The organism is Acetobacter sacchari (assembly GCF_017377715.1).
GTDB lineage: Bacteria > Pseudomonadota > Alphaproteobacteria > Acetobacterales > Acetobacteraceae > Acetobacter > Acetobacter sacchari.
The window spans coordinates 95,734-112,969 of sequence record NZ_JAFVMF010000003.1 but is presented as its reverse complement, the minus strand read 5'-3'; the positions used below and the strand labels follow the sequence as shown (position 1 = coordinate 112,969).

Sequence of the window (17,236 nt, the reverse complement as noted above, 5' to 3'; positions counted from 1 at the left end):
AAAATTTTTCTATTACAAGAATTTCAATTTCGTGATTACGTCGATCAATTCTCAATGACATGATCAAGGCCCAATGGATCGAGCACTCTTGGATAAAAATCTTCATCTCTCTCCCTGAATTGAAAATCACGAAAATTCATATCAAGGGCTCCCGGCGTCGCCACGTAAAATATTTTCTCTGAAAATTTTGAAAAATCCGCCTCAAAGTGTCGGCCTGATTTTAGGCCAATAAGCCTTTTCCCAGACACATCCAATCCAATATTAAGAAACAAACTCTCTGTATAAACCTGACTTCTTTCGGAAATAACGAGAACGTCAATGCCGTCAACATAGAGCCACGCTGCCGCTCCTGCGGATATAGACGTTCCATCGAGGCCTACCTGTCTAAGATCGGAAGATATTTCCCGCACTTCAACTTTATCAAGGTCAAGAGGAAGACCAGAAGATAAGCCGATCTTGCCGCCAATCCGCAAGGGAAGGATCGCACCGCGCCCAGCTTCAATACACGTTTTCACGACTACGGGATCATAGACAGCGCCAAATACACAATCCGTCGCGCCGAATTCCATAAACGATCGCAATAAATACATGGAATCACCAGGGGACCCGCCACCCGGGTTATCACCCTGATCCGCGATGATCCATGGCCCATGTGACGGCCGTTCAGAAGAATCTCGAAGAATACACTTCAGATCGTAGGGTTTCTTACAAAAAGCACGTCTGAGTTTGTAAAATCTTTCTCCAGATTTTCTGGCTATCTCTTCCGCGCAACTCAGGTCTCCATCCGAATACGCGAGTACCTGCGCACCGGTAAACGGCGTATCTCCCCACGGAAACCCGTGAACGAGGCTAATGGAAAGACATTTAATTTGCGCTTCGAGCAACCGCAATTCATCCGTAAATACACGCATATCCCTATCAGACGTCGGAAACAAACCGATCATCTGACAATTGTATCGTGCTCCAACCGGATGAATGTCACCACGCGCAATCTTTATGCAGGCGTCATATAACTCGGACAGGCGTGAAAGAGTGTCCGTATGCGGATACTCCCTAAGAAACATCATGATAGATGAATTCTCTATCATGACGTCCGTCAGATGCGCATGAGGATCAAGTAAGACGCCTATGCAAACGTTTCCGCCCACCGCATTTCTCAAGCGCGCAAGAAAATTTCCTTCGCAATCGAAGCAGGTGGTAGAAACCATCGCACCATGTAACCACAAAATGACGACGTCATATGGGCCGGTTTCCACTATAGACCGAATCAATTGTCCACTGAGAGTCTCCCAAACATGATCGAGAGTTGGTCCACCTGGGAGCGCCTGCGCCATCAGGCCGAAAGAAATACGATGACCGTCTTGTTGTGCTTTTTCACCAAGAAGTTCAAAAAATGGCTCTCCACGCGTGTCGCTCAAATCAACCTGAAGGTTATTCCGGGAAAAACCGCTCATTGTCTCAAACGCAGACCAACTCGTTGGAATTGGCGACGACGTGTTGGTTTCAGTGCCTATCCCACCACAGAAAATTCGTAACGCCGATTCGGTCCGAGCATGGTCATTCATAAAAAAAATCCTTAAAAATTCAAAACTTTGACCACACTGACATGATTAGAAACGACGTTCTTCGCTCCGATGACCTAAACGGAGCGGCCTTCTCACTTTCTATTGTCGTTTGAAATGCAGTCTGGCTGTACGCCCACTACTCATAAGAATTCCTGATTCACTTACTTCTAATGTTATAAGCATTGGAAAAAATGATTGTGTTGTGGCCATCCAGATATCAGACCCAATCTGCTCCAACGTATAATCCTGGCTACCGTTGACCCCGGAAACTCGCATTACATTACCGTTTATAAACGCAAAAAGTTCTGAAATTTCTGATTTATATTCCCCAAACAATTCTTTTTTCTCGCTGTGAGAAGCCGGAGGATGAACTCGCTCCAGGCGATCAGTCCGTTCGAATTCGATTGCATTTAACGTCTCGAAATCCGGCCCGTCCGGCATCACCCGGATATCAGTGGGCATGATCGAAACAGAATACGCCCCAGATCGGTCACGCTTAGCGGGGAGCGTCATTCCATTTATCATCATAAATGGATTTCCATTATTCTCAGAAATTTTTAAAACACGACCACTGTTCTTCGAATAATACGTTCCTGTAGCAACTGCTCCAACAGTATCCTGCTGTATGACCGGCAAATCCGCAACACAACTGTCGATAATAGCATCCACCAGGTTATAAAGATCAAGTGCGTTCCGTCCATTACTGATGACTATAACGTCAAGGTCGCAATCGACCACTTTCAGCATCTGGCACGATCCACCTATGACCCCGCCTGCGTGATGTACCGTGGACAGACCGCGATATGTGCCCATCATCAATCCCAGGCCGTAGCCGTGACTCGCGGCAGGCGTCCGCATCTCCGCCCAGCTTTCTGCAGAACCCACGCGCGGCGTGCTCATATGCGCAAGCCAGCGCAGCATATCATCCACTGTCGAGACAATGCCGCCCTCGCCCCCGACAGGCGCACCCATCACGCCACGGCGCCATCCACCCGACAAATCGGGCACGTGAAGCGTCGCGCTATTTGGAACAAGGTCCGTGTCCAAAGGGCGCAGCATTGTGTCGACCATACCGACAGGCAAAAAAATGCGCTCACGCAGAAACTCGCCAAGCGGAGCGCCGCTCAGTCGCTCGATGATCATGCTCAGCAGAACGTAACCACCGTTATTATAACTCCATCCATTCCCTGGAAGAAAATTGACGCTCTTTGTTTGGCAGAGCATTTTGAACTGCTCGTCTGCGGCGATCGGCGCGCTTGGCGGCGCGGATAGCATCAAGATATCAAGACTGTCGCGCATGCCGCTGGTGTGCGCCATCAATTGACGGATGGTCATATCGTCTGCCCAAGCCGGCAACTCTGGCAGCACCCGTCTCGGACTATCGTCCAACGACAGAAGGCCGTCCTCTTTCAGCAACATCAACGCCAGAACGCAAAAGTGTTTTGAGGTCGAGCCTATGCGCATTCTGATCGAGGGCGACAGGGCCGTCGATGTTTCGACTGAAGCAAGACCCACGCCGCGACGATAGACCGGCCTGCCCTTCAATCCGACGCCTACGGCAAAACCAGGGGCACTGGTGCTGTCAAATGGCGCAAGCAGTCCATCCAGTTTATCGACATCGACATGAACCTGATGTGCCACGAGAATTTAAACTCCTTTGACGCCTCTAAACCGCAATCTGGACACGCTCGCCAAACGCACATCTTCAACTGGAGAAGTTCGACAATCGAATTTTGCTCGTCGCCGTTACGTGAGCGCGGGACATATGTGGACGGCCGATATTGCAGGAACAGGCTCCCGCATATTTCGCTCCCGTCATAAAAAAAACGAATACTCGTTCTTTTATTGCAATGTCAACAGACTTGTGCGGATGCGCGAATCGACATACCGAATGCTCGTTTGCAGGAGTCCATATGCCGAAAAGAGACGACGCGCACATGCTGGCGCAACGCGAACGCATATTGCGCTCTGTGATCGAGTGCATCGCACAGAAGGGCGTGGATCGAACCTCCATCAGCGACATATGCCGGCGAGCAGGCATGAGCACCGGCGCTCTCTATGTCCATTTTGCGAACAAGGACGAGATTATCGCTGAGGCGCTGCGTTACGGGAGTCCTCTGGAGGATGCGTTTCCAGCACGATGGCTGGACATCGTCGCCCTACTGTCGTCCGTCGAAAACCAGATGGGCTTCGACATCCTGACGGTCGTGCGTAGCCGCCTGCACCTGCACGCGGAGAGCGTGCACCCCGGCACGCTTCACGACACGCTTCGCCCGATCCTTCAGAACACCATGGAGATTTTTACTGCACGATTGCAACAGCTTTCTGACCGGAATGAGATTCGGCTGCGCATGACTGCTGAACAAACTGCACGAAGCATCCTCGCTTTTCTGGACGGGATGTTCTGGATCACACTTGCGACTGATCAGCCACTGGACGCCCTGCGCCCGCAATTAAAGGAGGGTATCGACTGTTTTGTGGAGCCGCTTTCCTGAAATTCGCCGCGCCTTTTAAGCGCAATGCGCGCCCGGCATCTGCTCAAACTATCGTCTTCTGCTTCGACTATCTTATCGTGTGACTTACGCCACCTTCACTGAGCCCGTTCAGCGAAGACCGGCCGTCCAGCTACACGCCGACACGTTCGCATTTTTTCGGAGACATCCTTCATGACCACCACCTCCTCGCTCCATTTCGTCAGCCTCATCGGCAGTCTCCGCAAAGGCTCGATCAACGCCGCTATCGCGCGCGCCCTTCCGGCCCTCGCTCCGGAAGGCGTATCGATCAGCGCCCTGGGTTCCGTCGGAGAATTTCCGCTGTACGATCAGGACGTGCAGGAGCAGGGCTTCCCGGCTCCCGTTCTGGCTATGGCGGAACAGATCCGCGCCGCGGACGGCGTGATCATCGTCACGCCGGAGTATAACTACTCCGTGCCGGGCGCGCTGAAGAACGCCATTGACTGGCTTTCACGCGTTTCGCCGCAGCCGCTGGCGGGCAAGCCTGTGGCGCTTCAGACGGCGTCTCCCGGCGCTATCGGCGGAGCACGGGCGCAGTATCACCTCCGCCAAAGCCTCGTGTTTCTCGACGCGTTCGTGCTGAACAAGCCGGAAGCGATGATCGGGTTGGCGGGTTCCAAGGTGAACGCGGAGACGCTGGAACTGACAGACCCTACAACGCGCGAATTCCTGTCACGTCAGATTGAGGCTCTCGCGGCGCTGACGCGGCGCGTAAAAGACTGAGATCTCGGAAAACTCAGGATTCAGGACTCTTCCATTAGACACGGCAATTGTGGAAAAGCTCTAAGTTCTTATTTCATCGAACACCTTCACCCATTCAAACGGGTCCGTTTGAATGGGACTTGCTCTAGACTCACGCCCTGCACAGCCGGAACGCGCGTCAGCGCGGCGCGAGCACGCTGCGACTGCGGCTGTATCCGAAATAGATCGCGAACCCGATCAGCAACCACACGACAAGCCGGACCCACGTCAGGCTGTCCAGCGACGCCATGACCGTAAGGCAGCTCAAAACACCAAGCAGCGGCACTGTCGCGCCGCCCGGAATACGGAACCGACGTTCGCGGTGCGGTTGAGTCCGGCGCAGAACCAGCACGCCGATACAGACGATGGTGAAGGCCAGCAGCGTGCCGATGGACGTCATATGGCCGAGCTCCGAAATCGGCAGGAACGCGGCCAGCACACCCGTCACTATCATGAAGAACAGATTGGACAGCCACGGCGTGCGGAAGCGGGCGTGGGTGCGGGCGAAAAACGACGGCAGCAGACCGTCGCTCGCCATTGCGTAAAACACGCGGCTCTGGCCAAGCAGCAGAACCAGCATGACCGACGTGAAACCGCAGATGATGCCAAGCTTCACCGCCGTCTTGAGCCACCCGAACGGCGTATGGTCGATCGCGGTCGCGACTGGAGCGGCGTCGCCGAGCATGTCGTGGTAATTCACCATGCCGGTCAGGACGAGCGAGAACGCCATATAGACCGTCACGCAGACGAGCAGGCTGCCGATGATGCCAATCGGCATGTCCCGTGCGGGATTACGGGCCTCCTGCGCCGTCGTGGAAACAGCGTCAAAACCGATATAGGCGAAGAAGATCGTGCCTGCGGCCCTCATCACGCCGGAGAATCCGAAATGCCCGAACGTTCCGTCGTTGGGCGGGATGAACGGGTGATAGTTGGTCGTATGCACGTAAGGCAGACCAAAGCCGATGACCGCAGCGATAACGGTCAGCTTGATCGCGACGATGACGGCGTTGACCTTCGCGGAATCCGAAACGCCGCGGATCAGAAGCATCGTGATAGCGACGATGGCGAACACGGCAGGCAGATTGGCGATGCCCGCAGCCTCCGCGCCAGACGCCAGACGCACGGTTTCGAACGGGGAGGCTGTTAGCCTCTCCGGCAGCGCGACGCCCCAGTCGGCCAGCAGGGAAACGACGTACCGCGACCAGCTGACCGAGACGGTGGCGGCGCCGACGGCGTATTCGAGCACCAGATCCCAGCCGATGATCCAGGCGACGAACTCACCCAAGGAGACATAGGCGAAACTGTAAGCGCTGCCTGCGGCCGGGATCATGCTCGCCAGCTCGCTATAGCAGAGCCCGGCGAAACCGCAGGCGACGGCCGCGATCAGGTAGGACAGCACGACCGCCGGTCCCGCGTTCTCGGAGGCGGCGATGCCGGTCAGCGAGAACAGTCCCGCGCCGATGATGGCGCCGACGCCCAGAGCGACAAGGTTACCGGCCCCCAGAACCCGCTTGAGTCCCGTTTCCTCGACCGCCGTGTTGATGGGCTTGAGGCGAAACAGGGAAGTTGAGGCCGGTCGCCTCTCCGTCTGCGACATGAAGTTGTGTCTCCGGGTTCTGTCTTCTGAACGTGGATAGCCGTTGCGGCGCGGGCTGTCGCGGGGTACGTCTCCGCCCGAAGCATGTGGCCTTGGGCTCGCCAAGGCGGTATGAGCGGGGCTGTTACGGTCCCGTCGCCGGTTCAGCGGTCTGGTTGCGGGTTTAGCCGGTTGCGTGGCTGGCGGTCGAAAAAAGGATTTCAAAGGTGAGCGAGACGAATCTGCAACGATTTTTTCAGGCTCCTCTGAGCGCTGTCGATCCCGACGTCGCAGCTGCGATCAGCGGCGAGATGGTTCGCCAGCGCGAAGGCATCGAGCTGATCGCCAGCGAAAACATGGCGTCAGCCGCCGTACTTGAGGCGCAGGGAAGCGTTCTCACCAACAAATACGCCGAAGGCTATCCGGGCCGCCGCTATTACGGCGGCTGCTTCGAGGTGGACAAGGTCGAGGTTCTGGCCATCGAGCGCGTGAAGAAGCTGTTCGGCGCGGGCTTCGCGAACGTACAGCCGCATTCCGGCGCAAACGCCAATCAGGCCGCTTTCATGGCGACCATCGCGCCGGGCGACACCGTTCTGGGCATGAGCCTCGCCGCTGGCGGCCATCTGACGCACGGCGCAGCGCCGAACTACTCCGGCAAATGGTTCAACGCGATCCAGTATGGCGTCCGTCTCCAGGACGGCGAGCTTGACTACGACGACATGGAACGTCTGGCGCGCGAGCATAAGCCAAAGCTGATCGTCGCGGGCGGCTCCGCCTATCCGCGCATCATCGACTTCCCGCGCTTCCGCAAGATCGCGGACGAAGTCGGCGCGAAGCTGATGGTCGACATGGCGCATTTCGCGGGCCTCGTCGCTGCGGGACTCTATCCCAGCCCGCTGCCGCACGCCGATATCGTCACCAGCACCACGCACAAGACGCTGCGCGGCCCGCGCGGCGGCCTGATCCTGACCAACGACGAAGCGCTGGCCAAGAAAATCAACTCCGCCGTGTTCCCTGGCCTGCAGGGCGGCCCGCTGATGCATGTGATCGCAGGCAAGGCTGTCGCCTTCGGCGAGGCGCTGCAACCCGAGTTCATCGAGTATCAGAAGGCGGTCGCCACCAACGCCCGTGTGCTGGGCGAAACGCTGATCTCGCGCGGCTTCGACATCGTCACCGGCGGGACCGACAGCCACCTGCTGCTGGTCGATCTCCGCCCGAAGAAAGTCACAGGCAAGGCGGCCGAGCAGGCGCTGGAGCGCGCGGGCATCACCGCGAACAAGAACGCCGTACCGTTCGACCCGGAGAAGCCCGCGATCACCTCCGGCATCCGTCTCGGCAGCCCCGCGGCGACCGCGCGTGGCTTCCGCGAGGAAGAGTTCCGGATCGTCGGCGAGATGATCGACGAGGTGCTGACTGCGCTGGCCGCCTCCGGCGGCGAAGGCGACGCGGCGGTGGAGAACGCGGTGCATGAGCGCGTGAAGACTCTGTGCGCGAAGTTCCCGATCTACAAGTAAGGCGCTGTGGCCTGCGGCGCCGCCGACCGCAGGCCCTTTCGCCCTTGCGTACGTCCATGCGCACGTGGATTGCCCAAAACGGCGAAAACCGACGCCAATGACGGTTCAGCCCCTCGTCCGCTACCCGGATCAGCGCCTTCGTCTGATCGCTGCGCCAGTGACCGCATTTGACGCGTCCCTTCGCACTCTTGCGGTCGATCTGCTCGACACCGTGCGCGCGGCTCCGGGAATCGGCATAACGGCGCCCCATATCGGCGTCTCCATGCGCGTGGTAACGCTCGACCTGCCCGGTTCAGACGCGCCCCACACCTACGTCAATCCGGAGATTGTCTGGCGTTCTGAAGAAACGATCCTTCACGAGGAAGGCAGCATCTCCATGCCGGGCGTCAACGAACGCGTCGAACGCGCAGCCCGCGTGCGCGTGCGTTACCGCGACACTGACGGACATGAACGCGCCGAGGAGGCCGACGGCCTGCGGGCGGTCTGCCACCAGCATGAGATCGACCAGCTGAACGGTATTTTCTGGATACAGCGCCTGTCGGCCCTGCGACGCAACAGACTGGTCGCGCGTTACGAGAAAATGCAGCGCGGTCGCTGAACGCGTTTTGGAGGAAGGTGACCGCAGCGGAGCAGTTCGCTGGTCTTTGATTGCAGCGCCCCGCCGGGCGGCCCTCCCCATGGCGTCAGGCCACACGCGCAATTCAATTTGTGCGGCATGCCCCCGGTGTAACCTTCTGGCGAAGGGCCGACGCGCCTGCGCCTCAAAAAAACGCTGAAACCATTGCGGCGGCATTCTTGTAAAACGTCAGCGGAGCGATGATGGACTATCTGGCCGCCATGAAAGTGTTCGTCCGGTCCGCCGAACTGGGAACGTTCACCCGCGCCGCAGAGGAAGCGGGAATTAAGGTTTCCACCGTCTCCCGCTACATTACCTTTCTGGAAGAGGATTTGGGCGCGGCCCTCTTCAACCGATCGACGCGCCATCTGCATCTGACCGAAATGGGCCGCGTCTTTCATGAAAAGGCGCTTTCGTTACTGGATGATATCGAACAGATTCGTTCACTGGTTCCCACTCTCAACGCCATGCCGCAGGGGTTGCTTCGCATCCAGCTTCCCGGTGGGTTCGCGCGGAAGCATGTCGTCGGCGTTCTGGGAGAGTTTCTGGCACAACACCCGATGATACGAGTGGAAGCCATTCTGACCGACGCCGAACGCGACATCATCGAAGGCGGCGCGGACGTTGCGCTGAAGATCGGCGCGCTGGCGGATTCACAGCTTGTCGCAAGAAAAATAGCGCCAAACCATTATTGTTGTTGCGTCAGTCCATCTTTCAGGGACGCCAACGGTCGGCCTGAGACGCCGCAGGCGCTTGCTCATCGCCCCTGCCTGCCGCTCGGCCTGCAATCAGGCGGGACATGGGCTTTCAAGGGTGCAGAGGGGTGGGAAAAAATAAAGGTCTCGGGACCTTTGCGATCTGACGATCTGGAATGTCTCCGGGCCGCTGCTATCGGGGCGTCGGGTTACGCTGTCTTGCCCCGCTGGCTCGTCAATGACGACCTGCAATCGGGTTTGCTGGAAAATGTTCTGGCTGATTATGAGTTCTCTTCGGGAGGCGAATCCGATGAGGGAATCTGGATCGTCTACCCCCCCAAGAAAATTGTCCCCTCAAAAGTACGAGCCTTCATCTCCTTTTTCGAAAACCGCTACCGCGCCGCAAACGAGTGGTGAGGTTTCACACCGCTTGCATCCCCTTCCGACAAAACTCCTATGCGGCGCGGGTTATCGATCCCAACGCGGCCACGGCTCAATATCCTGCCGGAAGCGCTTAAAAAACTTCAAATAAGGAGAGCCGCCATGGACAAATATTCACCGCAGCAGAGCCCGGTTACGCTACGTGACGAACATGGCCCCGCCATTACACGTGACGCCGAATACTTTGAGTACAGCACCGCAGCGAACCCCATCCGCCCGAGCCTGACGCCCCGGATTCCATTCCATTTCTTTTCGCCCGACCTCTATGCGGAGGGGGCGTCGCGCGTTGTCCCGCTGGACATGAGCGAGGCTTTGAAATGCGAGGCTCCAGCAACCGGTCCTGGACTTTGCGCCAATTTCGTTCGCGTCGCCGCAGGCGACTCTCTCGCGCTACAGCCTGAAGCGACGTCGACAGTGTTCTACGTCATTCGGGGCGCAGGCACGGTCGAGGCCCACGGCACGACGTTCGAATGGAACGAAGGGGATTTCTTTACCGCCCCCGGCGTCAGCGCAATCGAGCTGAGCGCGACAGGCGACGCCGCACTCTACTACGTCAATGACGCCCCCTTGCTGCGCTACCTTGGCGTGAAGCCTGCCGTCGCCCGGTTCGAGCCGACACTTTACCGGGCGGAGAAGGCGAACGCCGAATTGCGGACGGTCGCGTCTCAGCCGAACGCCGGTGAAAAAAGTCGGGTCAGCATTCTGCTGGGCAACGCCAATTTCCCTCACACCCGCACGGTGACGCACGTGCTCTGGGCCATGTATGGAATGATTGGCGCGCATACGCAGCAGAAGCCGCATCGCCACCAGTCCATCGCACTCGACTTTATCGTCGACTGCGACAAGGGATGCTACTCTCTGCTGTCGAAAGAAATCGATCAGGACGGCAATATGGTCGATCCCACCCGCGTCGACTGGGAATCCGGCTGCGCCTTTGTAACGCCGCCCGGATACTGGCATGCCCATTTCAACGAGTCTGACAGGGACGCCCGCCTGATCCCCATTCAGGACGCGGGTCTGCAGACTTACCTGCGTACCCTCGACATCAGATTCACGTGATCCATCAGGACGCAAAACCGCTCTGAACTTCCTGAACTCGGCCCCGAGCCTGCCTTTCTGATTCTGCGGTCCGACCGGCATGATACTCAGGTATAATGTCGGTCATGGCGCGCAGAGGCTACCGTGTGTCAAACTTTGACGCACAACGAACAAAATAAAGGCGCGCACCAGGTGGCCGATTACGTCAAACCATCCGTCATTCTCGACAACATGATCGAGGCCGCCTGCCTGAAGGCCGCCCTTCCCGCCAAGGATGTGCTGATCCGCGCCATGCTGGCGGGGGCGTATCTTTCGTTCGCCACGACTCTGGCCTTTCTCGTGGCGGCGCAAACCGGCCAATTCATCGTAGGAGCCGTGCTCTTTCCCGCCGGGTTTGTGCTCATCGTCCTGTTGGGCATGGAATTGCTTACCGGTAATTTCGGCATGATGCCTCTGGCCGCATTCGCCGGACGCATCGGCGCCGGCGCCGTTTTTCGCAACTGGGCGCTGGTGTTTCTCGGCAATCTGCTCGGCAGTCTGATTTACGCTGCGCTATTCTGGATCGCGATCACCGATTGCGGGAACGTCTCCGGTGGTCCGCTCGGAGAAAAGCTGCGCGCGCTCGCCGTATCCAAGACAACGGCTTATGAAGCGTTCGGGGCGGCCGGGCTGGCGACCGTCTTCGCAAAAGCAATACTTTGCAACTGGATGGTAAGCTTGGGCTCGGTTGTCGGCCTCGCCTCGACCTCGACGATCGGCAAGATCATCGGCGCCTGGCTCCCGATCATGATATTCGTCGCGCAAGGCTACGAACACAGTGTCGTGAATATGTTCGCGATCCCGGCGGGCATGATGCTTGGAGCGCATGTCAGCTTTGCGGACTGGTGGCTGTGGAATGAGATTCCGGTAACGCTGGGCAACCTTGTCGGCGGCATCGTCTTTACAGGGGGCGCGCTTTACGCGACCTACAGGACCACGCCCATCTCCAATCAGGATCCGGCGTCCCGCCCCATCTAGGGCTGCGTTTGAAGGATAAAGAGGGCTTTTGTCATGAGCGAAACCGCCAAACCCCACTACGAGACCTACGACCACCCGGCTGGCGGCTGGGGGGCTGCGAAAGCGACCGCGAAGGCGCTGCTGGAGCAGAGCGTCCTCGGCAAGGGATCGCGCGCGCTTCTCTCCATGAACAAGCCTGGCGGCTTCAAATGCCCCAGTTGCGCCTTCCCTGACCCGGACCGCGAAAAGACGCTTGAGTTCTGTGAAAACGGCGCGAAGGCGCTGGCTGTGGAAGCCACGAAGAAGCGCGTGACGCGCGCCTTCTTCGAACAGCATACCGTCACGGAACTGATGGCGCAGAGTGATTACTGGCTTGAGGAACAGGGACGCCTGACCGAGCCCATGCGCTATGACGCGGCGACGGATCGCTATGTCCCCGTCACATGGGATGACGCCTACGCGATGATCGGCAAGCATCTGCGCGCCCTGAAAGACCCGAACGAGGCCGAATTCTACACGTCCGGTCGCACGTCGAACGAAGCGGCGTTCCTGTACTCGATCTTCGTGCGCGCTTACGGCACGAACAATTTCCCCGACTGCTCCAACATGTGCCACGAGCCGACGTCACGCGGGCTGCCGCACGCGATCGGCGTCGGCAAGGGCACGATCGTGATGTCGGACTTCGACAAGGCCGAGGCGATCTTCATCTTCGGTCAGAACACCGGCACGAACTCCCCGCGCATGATGAGCAACCTCGTTCACGCGCGCAAACACAACGTGCCGATCGTGGTCGTGAACCCGATGCCGGAACGCGCGCTGATCCGCTTCACGGAGCCTCAGGACCCGGTGAAGATGGCGACATTCGGCTCGACTGCCATCGCCAGCGAATTCGTGCATATCCGCATCGGCGGCGACCTCGCCCTTGTGAAAGGCATGATCAAGGCCCTGCTGGAACGGCACGCTGCTGGCGAAAAGGTGCTGGATCAGGAATTCATCGCCGAGCACACGCATGGTTTCGAAACGTGGCGCGACGAGGTCCTGTCTTGCAGCTGGCAGGACATCACCCGCGTATCCGGAATTTCCGAGGAGCAGATTCGTCGCGTCGCGGAGATCTACGCACGCTCCAAGGCGACGGTCCTGTGTTTCGGCATGGGCATCACGCAGCACCAGCAGGGCTCGCGGATGATCCAGCAGCTTGCGGCGCTGCTGATGTTGCGTGGAAATTTTGGAAAGCCCGGCGCCGGCATCGCGCCCATTCGCGGGCATTCGAACGTGCAGGGAGACCGCACGGTCGGCATCGACGAAAAGCCGACCCAGGCTTATCTCGACCGCGTACGCGACACGTTCAGCTTTGAGCCGCCGCGCGAACACGGGCATCACGTCGTGGAATCCGTGGAAGCGATGATCGACGGCCGCTCCAAAGTCTTCATCGGCATGGGCGGCAACTTTATCCACGCCATTCCCGATACAATCATCGCTTATGAGGCGATGAGCCGCCTCGACCTCACCGTTGGCATAGCGACCAAGCTAAACCGCGGGCATATCGTCCACGGCAGGGACGCGCTGATTCTTCCGGTGATCGCCAGATCCGAGATCGATCGCACGTCGGCGGGCGAACAGTTCGTCACGATCGAAGACGCGATGTCGAACGTGACGTCTTCTCGCGGCGTGCTTGAGCCTGCGAGCCCGGATTTGCGGGCGGAAGTCGAAATCGTCTGTCGCATCGCCCGCGCAACGTTGCCCGACAGCCATATCCCATGGGAAAGCTATATCGAGGACTACGATCTGATCCGGGAAAAAATCGCACAGGTTTACCCGGAAATATACACAGATTTTCCGAACAAGATCAAAAACCCCAAGGGATTTCACCTCGACATTCCACCGCGTCGCCGGGTGTGGAAGACCTCTACCGGTAAGGCGAATTTCCTCGTAATCCCCGGCCTCGCCGTGGACAGTGACGTGCCGGATCCCGACATGTTGCGCCTTTCCACCATTCGCTCGCACGACCAGTACAACACAACAATCTACAGCAACAGCGACCGTTATCGCGGCGTCTATAACGACCGTATGGTGCTGTTCCTTAGTGCTGCGGAGCGTGAGGAACGCGGGCTGGAAAAACACGCGCGCGTGGCGCTCGAAACCATCTCCAGCGACGGCGTGACGCGGCGTGTTGAGGGTCTGACAGTGCTGGATTATCCGATGCCGCGCGGCGCCGTCGCGGGATATTACCCGGAGTTGAACCCCCTTCTGCCGCTTAGTCATTTCGACGACATCAGCGGAACGCCCGCCGCGAAGTCCATCCCTGTGCGCATTGTCGCCATGGCCGGGGCCTCGCGGGAAGCGGCGGCGGCCTGATTTTCGTCAAGACGCGCCGTCCGGTGTCCCGACATCGAAATTTTCGATTCGGGACGTTGGGCGAAAGAACTGAGTCATAGATATGATTTTCAATTTCGAGAGCGACTTCGCCGGATCCCTCCGGTGCATTCCAATGGTCGCCCGACAGAAGCTCGATCTCTGCGGCGTGAAGCTGTCATTACGACAATGGAGCCGCTTTTCTCGCGAAGACCGCGAGAGCCTGACGACGCTCTCTGCCGAATCCGCAGAGGAGCGGGGAAGCTATCGCGATCTGGTGCTCTCCCTCATCGCAGCCAAAACGGACGAGCCGGCAAAATTTCTTCCCTCCGAATCATTCGAAGGATGGACTGCTCCAGACCGGATGCCCGAGGCAGTCATACGGCAAGCAGGGACTGACGGCGTCTCTCCACCAACGTCGGCGCAATGGGCGGCGCTGGCGCCGCTTCAGCGTTTCGCTCTGATAAAGCTGGCCAATTCCAAACATGAAAACGAGAACTTCGTTCCAGCGATGCGGGAATTTGGCGTTTTGCCATGAACGAGACGCCGTAACTGCCACGCTCCGCATTTCTCTTGGGGAATTTGAGGTTCAGCGCGAGAACGCTCTCCCGATAAAACCTCAAAATATAAAAAAAACTTTCTAAAATCCCTTCAGTAGCGCCGCCCCAATTCCGTGACGCTGACCCTTCGACGAACAACCATCGTAAAAAAGAATTTCTTGAGTCTTATCCGCGAGCAGCGCCCGATCAGACAGGTCGTTGATCAGCAACACGGCAAAGCAACAGGGGACCAGCGACCCCGCGGAGACGTTCCGAAACTGCCGCCGATTGCATCTCCTCAATCGACGGCAATCGGGCAAACTATGCGACTACCCGCGCCAGTCGTACCGCGGTATGGCCGCGCGCAGCACGGTGATTCGGCATGATCAACATGCAATCGTCATAAGGCGTCCGGATTTCTTCCGGGCCGTCCAGGGCGATTACCGTACCCTGACGGGGAATGATCTCGCCGCCACGGAAATTACGCAGAAACGTCAACGACGTCGTTCTGGCGGTGACGCATTCCGTAACCTCCGCCACACGAGGATGCGTCCCGGTCGCCTCAACGGAACCGAGGACGTCGCAGGCTCCAAGAAAACGTGAGACCGCCTTGCGCGTCAGGGCGAGAGTCGCTTCGGCCCAGTGCTGCCCAGCCTCAAGCAGACAGGCCCGCGCGCCCGTGGCGGGGGTGACGAAACGTTCGTAGTCAATCAAGCGAGGCCCACCCGCGTGCCCGCTGTCGCTGACAATCAGGGGCGGTGTCCCGATCTCGCGTGCAAGCGCGCATCCCGCTTCGCTCGGCCCGGACAGCACAAGGGGATCCGACGGCCACAACATTGAGTGCAGATCGAGCAACATATCGACCGTATCAAAAAATCCGATCAGGCTGCGAACACGGTCACGTTCGCTGGACGACGCTGGCTGATCAAGGGTGTCACGGCGCCAGAGGCGATTCATGTCCTCGTCGACGAAGCGCGAGGCGATTGGACGTTCAGAATCGAAACGAGCGAACGCAGCCAGATTAAGGAAGACGAGCGACAGTTTACCCCGCCGAGGCGTCACCCCCTCCCGCAACAGCTCCGCCAGCACGATGGCGCCAGCGTATTCGTTGCCGTGCATCAGCGCGCTGACCGCGACATGCGGCCCCGGCCGTCCGGAATTGAACTGATGCAGGCCGGGAACGCCCGTATTGCCAGCCACCCAGGGCGACAGGTCCGGGGGGGGAATTTCCAGAGTGAATGTAGGCAGGCGCGGCGGCGTCGGGGGAAGAGTCTCCGACAGGCGCGGCGCGGGCGCGCGAACGGGTTGCGGTTCGCGGCCCGCGGACGTCATGCCGCCCCGGTCGACCGCGTGCAGACGCGCTGCGCCATATCGCGGATGAAAGCGTCGCAACGTTCAAGCTGCGTCCGCGCGATCCACTCGTCTGGACGATGCGCCTGCTCGATGCTGCCCGGACCGCAAACGATGCTGGTCATTCCCGCCTGCTGGTAGATGCCGCCTTCAGTGCCGTAGGAGACGAACTCCTCAGCGTTTGCGCCTGTGGCGAGCTTGACCGCTGTAGTCAGCGGATTGTCCGCAGCGAGCGCCAGCGGCGGCAGTTCGTTCAACACCTCGAACGTCAGGCCGCACTCCGGATCGGCTTCGCGCATCCATCGCCCCGTCGTCGCCTCAAGCTCCTGCTCCATCCGCGCCATCATGGCGTGCGAGTCGTCGCCCGGAACGTTTCGCCACTCCAGAAGCGCTTCGGCGCGTTCGGGGATGATGTTGATCGCCGTTCCGCCCTGCGCAAAACCGATCTGGATGGTGCTGTTGGGCGGTTCGAAGCCTTCGACCTTTCGCCCCTCCAACGCGAGGCGCCGTGCCTCGGCCGCGACCCACGCCATCGCCTCTCCCAACGCGTGAAGCGCATTGACGCCTTCCGCCGGACGGGAGGAGTGGCCTGGCTTGCCGCGTGCGACGAGACGAGCCGCGAGACGCCCCTTGTGCGCGATGACCGGCGTCATCAGGGTCGGCTCACCGACGACGCATACTGACGGGAGAAGGTTGTTTTCGAGCGCGTCCTGCATTGCGACGCGCGCGCCGTCGCAACTGATTTCCTCATCGAATGTGAAGAGCAGATGCACCGGACGTTCAAGCTTTATGCGCACAAGATCGGGCACAGCTGCGAGCATGCACGCGACGTAGCCTTTCATGTCGGCTGCGCCACGACCAATAAGTTTACCGCCCTGTTCGCGCAGCACGAACGGATCGCCCGTCCATTCCTGACCCGTGACCGGAACGGTGTCCACATGCCCGGCGAACGCCAGTCCTCCGGCCTCTCTCGGTCCTATAATGGCGTGCAGGTTGGCTTTCTCGCCCGACGGATCGTGACTCAGCGACCAGCTGACGCCATGGGCGTCCATCCAGCCGGAAATCCAGTCGATCAGCGGCAGATCCGACCGGTCGCTGGTCGTGTCGTAAGACACAATATGGGCCAGCATCGCCACACTGTCCGTCGAGCCCGGCGCGGGGGCCGCGGCTGCAGTATGTCCGTGCGATTGCGCTACGCCGGATTGGACGGAAAGGCTCGTCGCGTCGCCATGCGACGGGCTGTCGGGATGCGCAATATCTGTCATGCCGCCGAGTATTGACCTTCCGGCGCGGTCCTCGC

The 17,236-nt window shown here is 59.0% G+C and carries 14 protein-coding genes; 9 read left to right on the top strand and 5 right to left on the bottom strand.

What is annotated here, in order from left to right:
- Positions 1-44: 44 nt before the first annotated feature.
- Both J2D73_RS03395 and J2D73_RS03390 read right to left on the bottom strand, forming a co-directional pair.
- A complete protein-coding gene (locus J2D73_RS03395) occupies positions 45-1,565 on the bottom strand; it encodes a M81 family metallopeptidase (RefSeq protein ID WP_207879383.1) in 1,521 nt (506 codons plus the stop codon).
- A gap of 99 nt (positions 1,566-1,664) precedes the next feature.
- Positions 1,665-3,206, bottom strand: a complete 1,542-nt coding sequence (locus tag J2D73_RS03390) for a serine hydrolase (RefSeq protein WP_207879381.1) — start codon at positions 3,204-3,206, stop codon at positions 1,665-1,667.
- Between the two features lie 272 nt (positions 3,207-3,478).
- Here J2D73_RS03390 and J2D73_RS03385 point away from each other — a divergent pair, with 272 nt between their 5' ends.
- Together J2D73_RS03385 and J2D73_RS03380 are read left to right on the top strand one after the other, a co-directional pair.
- Entirely contained in the window at positions 3,479-4,060 is a 582-nt protein-coding gene (locus J2D73_RS03385; protein WP_026398093.1) for a TetR/AcrR family transcriptional regulator, read from the top strand.
- 171 nt (positions 4,061-4,231) lie between these two features.
- A complete protein-coding gene (locus J2D73_RS03380; protein WP_207879379.1) occupies positions 4,232-4,801 on the top strand; it encodes an NADPH-dependent FMN reductase in 570 nt (189 codons plus the stop codon).
- Between the two features lie 157 nt (positions 4,802-4,958).
- Here the strand turns inward: J2D73_RS03380 and J2D73_RS03375 are convergent, their stop codons facing one another.
- The gene (locus J2D73_RS03375) at positions 4,959-6,416 is read right to left on the bottom strand and encodes an APC family permease (protein WP_207879378.1); all 1,458 of its coding nucleotides are present in this window, start codon (positions 6,414-6,416) and stop codon (positions 4,959-4,961) included.
- A 206-nt stretch (positions 6,417-6,622) separates the two neighbouring features.
- Here J2D73_RS03375 and glyA point away from each other — a divergent pair, with 206 nt between their 5' ends.
- The 7 genes from glyA to J2D73_RS03340 all read left to right on the top strand — a co-directional run bounded on the left by glyA (position 6,623) and on the right by J2D73_RS03340 (position 14,585).
- Positions 6,623-7,909, top strand: a complete 1,287-nt coding sequence (gene glyA / locus J2D73_RS03370; protein ID WP_207879377.1) for a serine hydroxymethyltransferase — start codon at positions 6,623-6,625, stop codon at positions 7,907-7,909.
- 97 nt (positions 7,910-8,006) lie between these two features.
- Positions 8,007-8,507 (top strand): peptide deformylase, encoded by a 501-nt coding sequence (locus J2D73_RS03365; RefSeq protein ID WP_207879376.1) that lies wholly within the window; start codon positions 8,007-8,009, stop codon positions 8,505-8,507.
- A gap of 218 nt (positions 8,508-8,725) precedes the next feature.
- Complete coding sequence (locus tag J2D73_RS03360; RefSeq protein ID WP_207879375.1) at positions 8,726-9,637, top strand: LysR family transcriptional regulator; 912 nt, start codon at positions 8,726-8,728, stop codon at positions 9,635-9,637.
- A 126-nt stretch (positions 9,638-9,763) separates the two neighbouring features.
- Entirely contained in the window at positions 9,764-10,720 is a 957-nt protein-coding gene (locus J2D73_RS03355; protein WP_243429605.1) for a cupin domain-containing protein, read from the top strand.
- Positions 10,721-10,891: 171 nt separating this feature from the next.
- Positions 10,892-11,716 (top strand): formate/nitrite transporter family protein, encoded by an 825-nt coding sequence (locus J2D73_RS03350; RefSeq protein ID WP_207879374.1) that lies wholly within the window; start codon positions 10,892-10,894, stop codon positions 11,714-11,716.
- A 33-nt stretch (positions 11,717-11,749) separates the two neighbouring features.
- Complete coding sequence (locus J2D73_RS03345) at positions 11,750-14,050, top strand: FdhF/YdeP family oxidoreductase (protein WP_207879372.1); 2,301 nt, start codon at positions 11,750-11,752, stop codon at positions 14,048-14,050.
- A gap of 82 nt (positions 14,051-14,132) precedes the next feature.
- On the top strand, positions 14,133-14,585 hold the full coding sequence (locus J2D73_RS03340; protein WP_207879365.1) for a nitrate reductase associated protein: 453 nt from the start codon (positions 14,133-14,135) through the stop codon (positions 14,583-14,585).
- Between the two features lie 322 nt (positions 14,586-14,907).
- Here J2D73_RS03340 and J2D73_RS03335 read toward each other — a convergent pair whose 3' ends face one another.
- Entirely contained in the window at positions 14,908-15,918 is a 1,011-nt protein-coding gene (locus J2D73_RS03335; RefSeq protein ID WP_207879364.1) for a M14 family metallopeptidase, read from the bottom strand.
- Positions 15,915-17,201 (bottom strand): acetylornithine deacetylase, encoded by a 1,287-nt coding sequence (gene argE, locus J2D73_RS03330; protein WP_207879363.1) that lies wholly within the window; start codon positions 17,199-17,201, stop codon positions 15,915-15,917. The genes J2D73_RS03335 and argE overlap by 4 nt, the downstream gene beginning before the upstream one ends.
- Positions 17,202-17,236 lie beyond the last annotated feature (35 nt).

Bases quoted from the DNA above. Each gene is read 5' to 3' on its own strand.
- J2D73_RS03345 (WP_207879372.1), top strand. From the start codon at position 11,750: ATGAGCGAAACCGCCAAACCCCACTACGAGACCTACGACCACCCGGCT.
- J2D73_RS03340 (WP_207879365.1), top strand. From the start codon at position 14,133: ATGATTTTCAATTTCGAGAGCGACTTCGCCGGATCCCTCCGGTGCATT.
- J2D73_RS03355 (WP_243429605.1), top strand. From the start codon at position 9,764: ATGGACAAATATTCACCGCAGCAGAGCCCGGTTACGCTACGTGACGAA.
- J2D73_RS03365 (WP_207879376.1), top strand. From the start codon at position 8,007: ATGACGGTTCAGCCCCTCGTCCGCTACCCGGATCAGCGCCTTCGTCTG.
- J2D73_RS03375 (WP_207879378.1), bottom strand. From the start codon at position 6,416: ATGTCGCAGACGGAGAGGCGACCGGCCTCAACTTCCCTGTTTCGCCTC.
- J2D73_RS03385 (WP_026398093.1), top strand. From the start codon at position 3,479: ATGCCGAAAAGAGACGACGCGCACATGCTGGCGCAACGCGAACGCATA.
- J2D73_RS03380 (WP_207879379.1), top strand. From the start codon at position 4,232: ATGACCACCACCTCCTCGCTCCATTTCGTCAGCCTCATCGGCAGTCTC.
- J2D73_RS03360 (WP_207879375.1), top strand. From the start codon at position 8,726: ATGATGGACTATCTGGCCGCCATGAAAGTGTTCGTCCGGTCCGCCGAA.
- argE (WP_207879363.1), bottom strand. From the start codon at position 17,201: ATGACAGATATTGCGCATCCCGACAGCCCGTCGCATGGCGACGCGACG.
- J2D73_RS03335 (WP_207879364.1), bottom strand. From the start codon at position 15,918: ATGACGTCCGCGGGCCGCGAACCGCAACCCGTTCGCGCGCCCGCGCCG.
- J2D73_RS03395 (WP_207879383.1), bottom strand. From the start codon at position 1,565: ATGAATGACCATGCTCGGACCGAATCGGCGTTACGAATTTTCTGTGGT.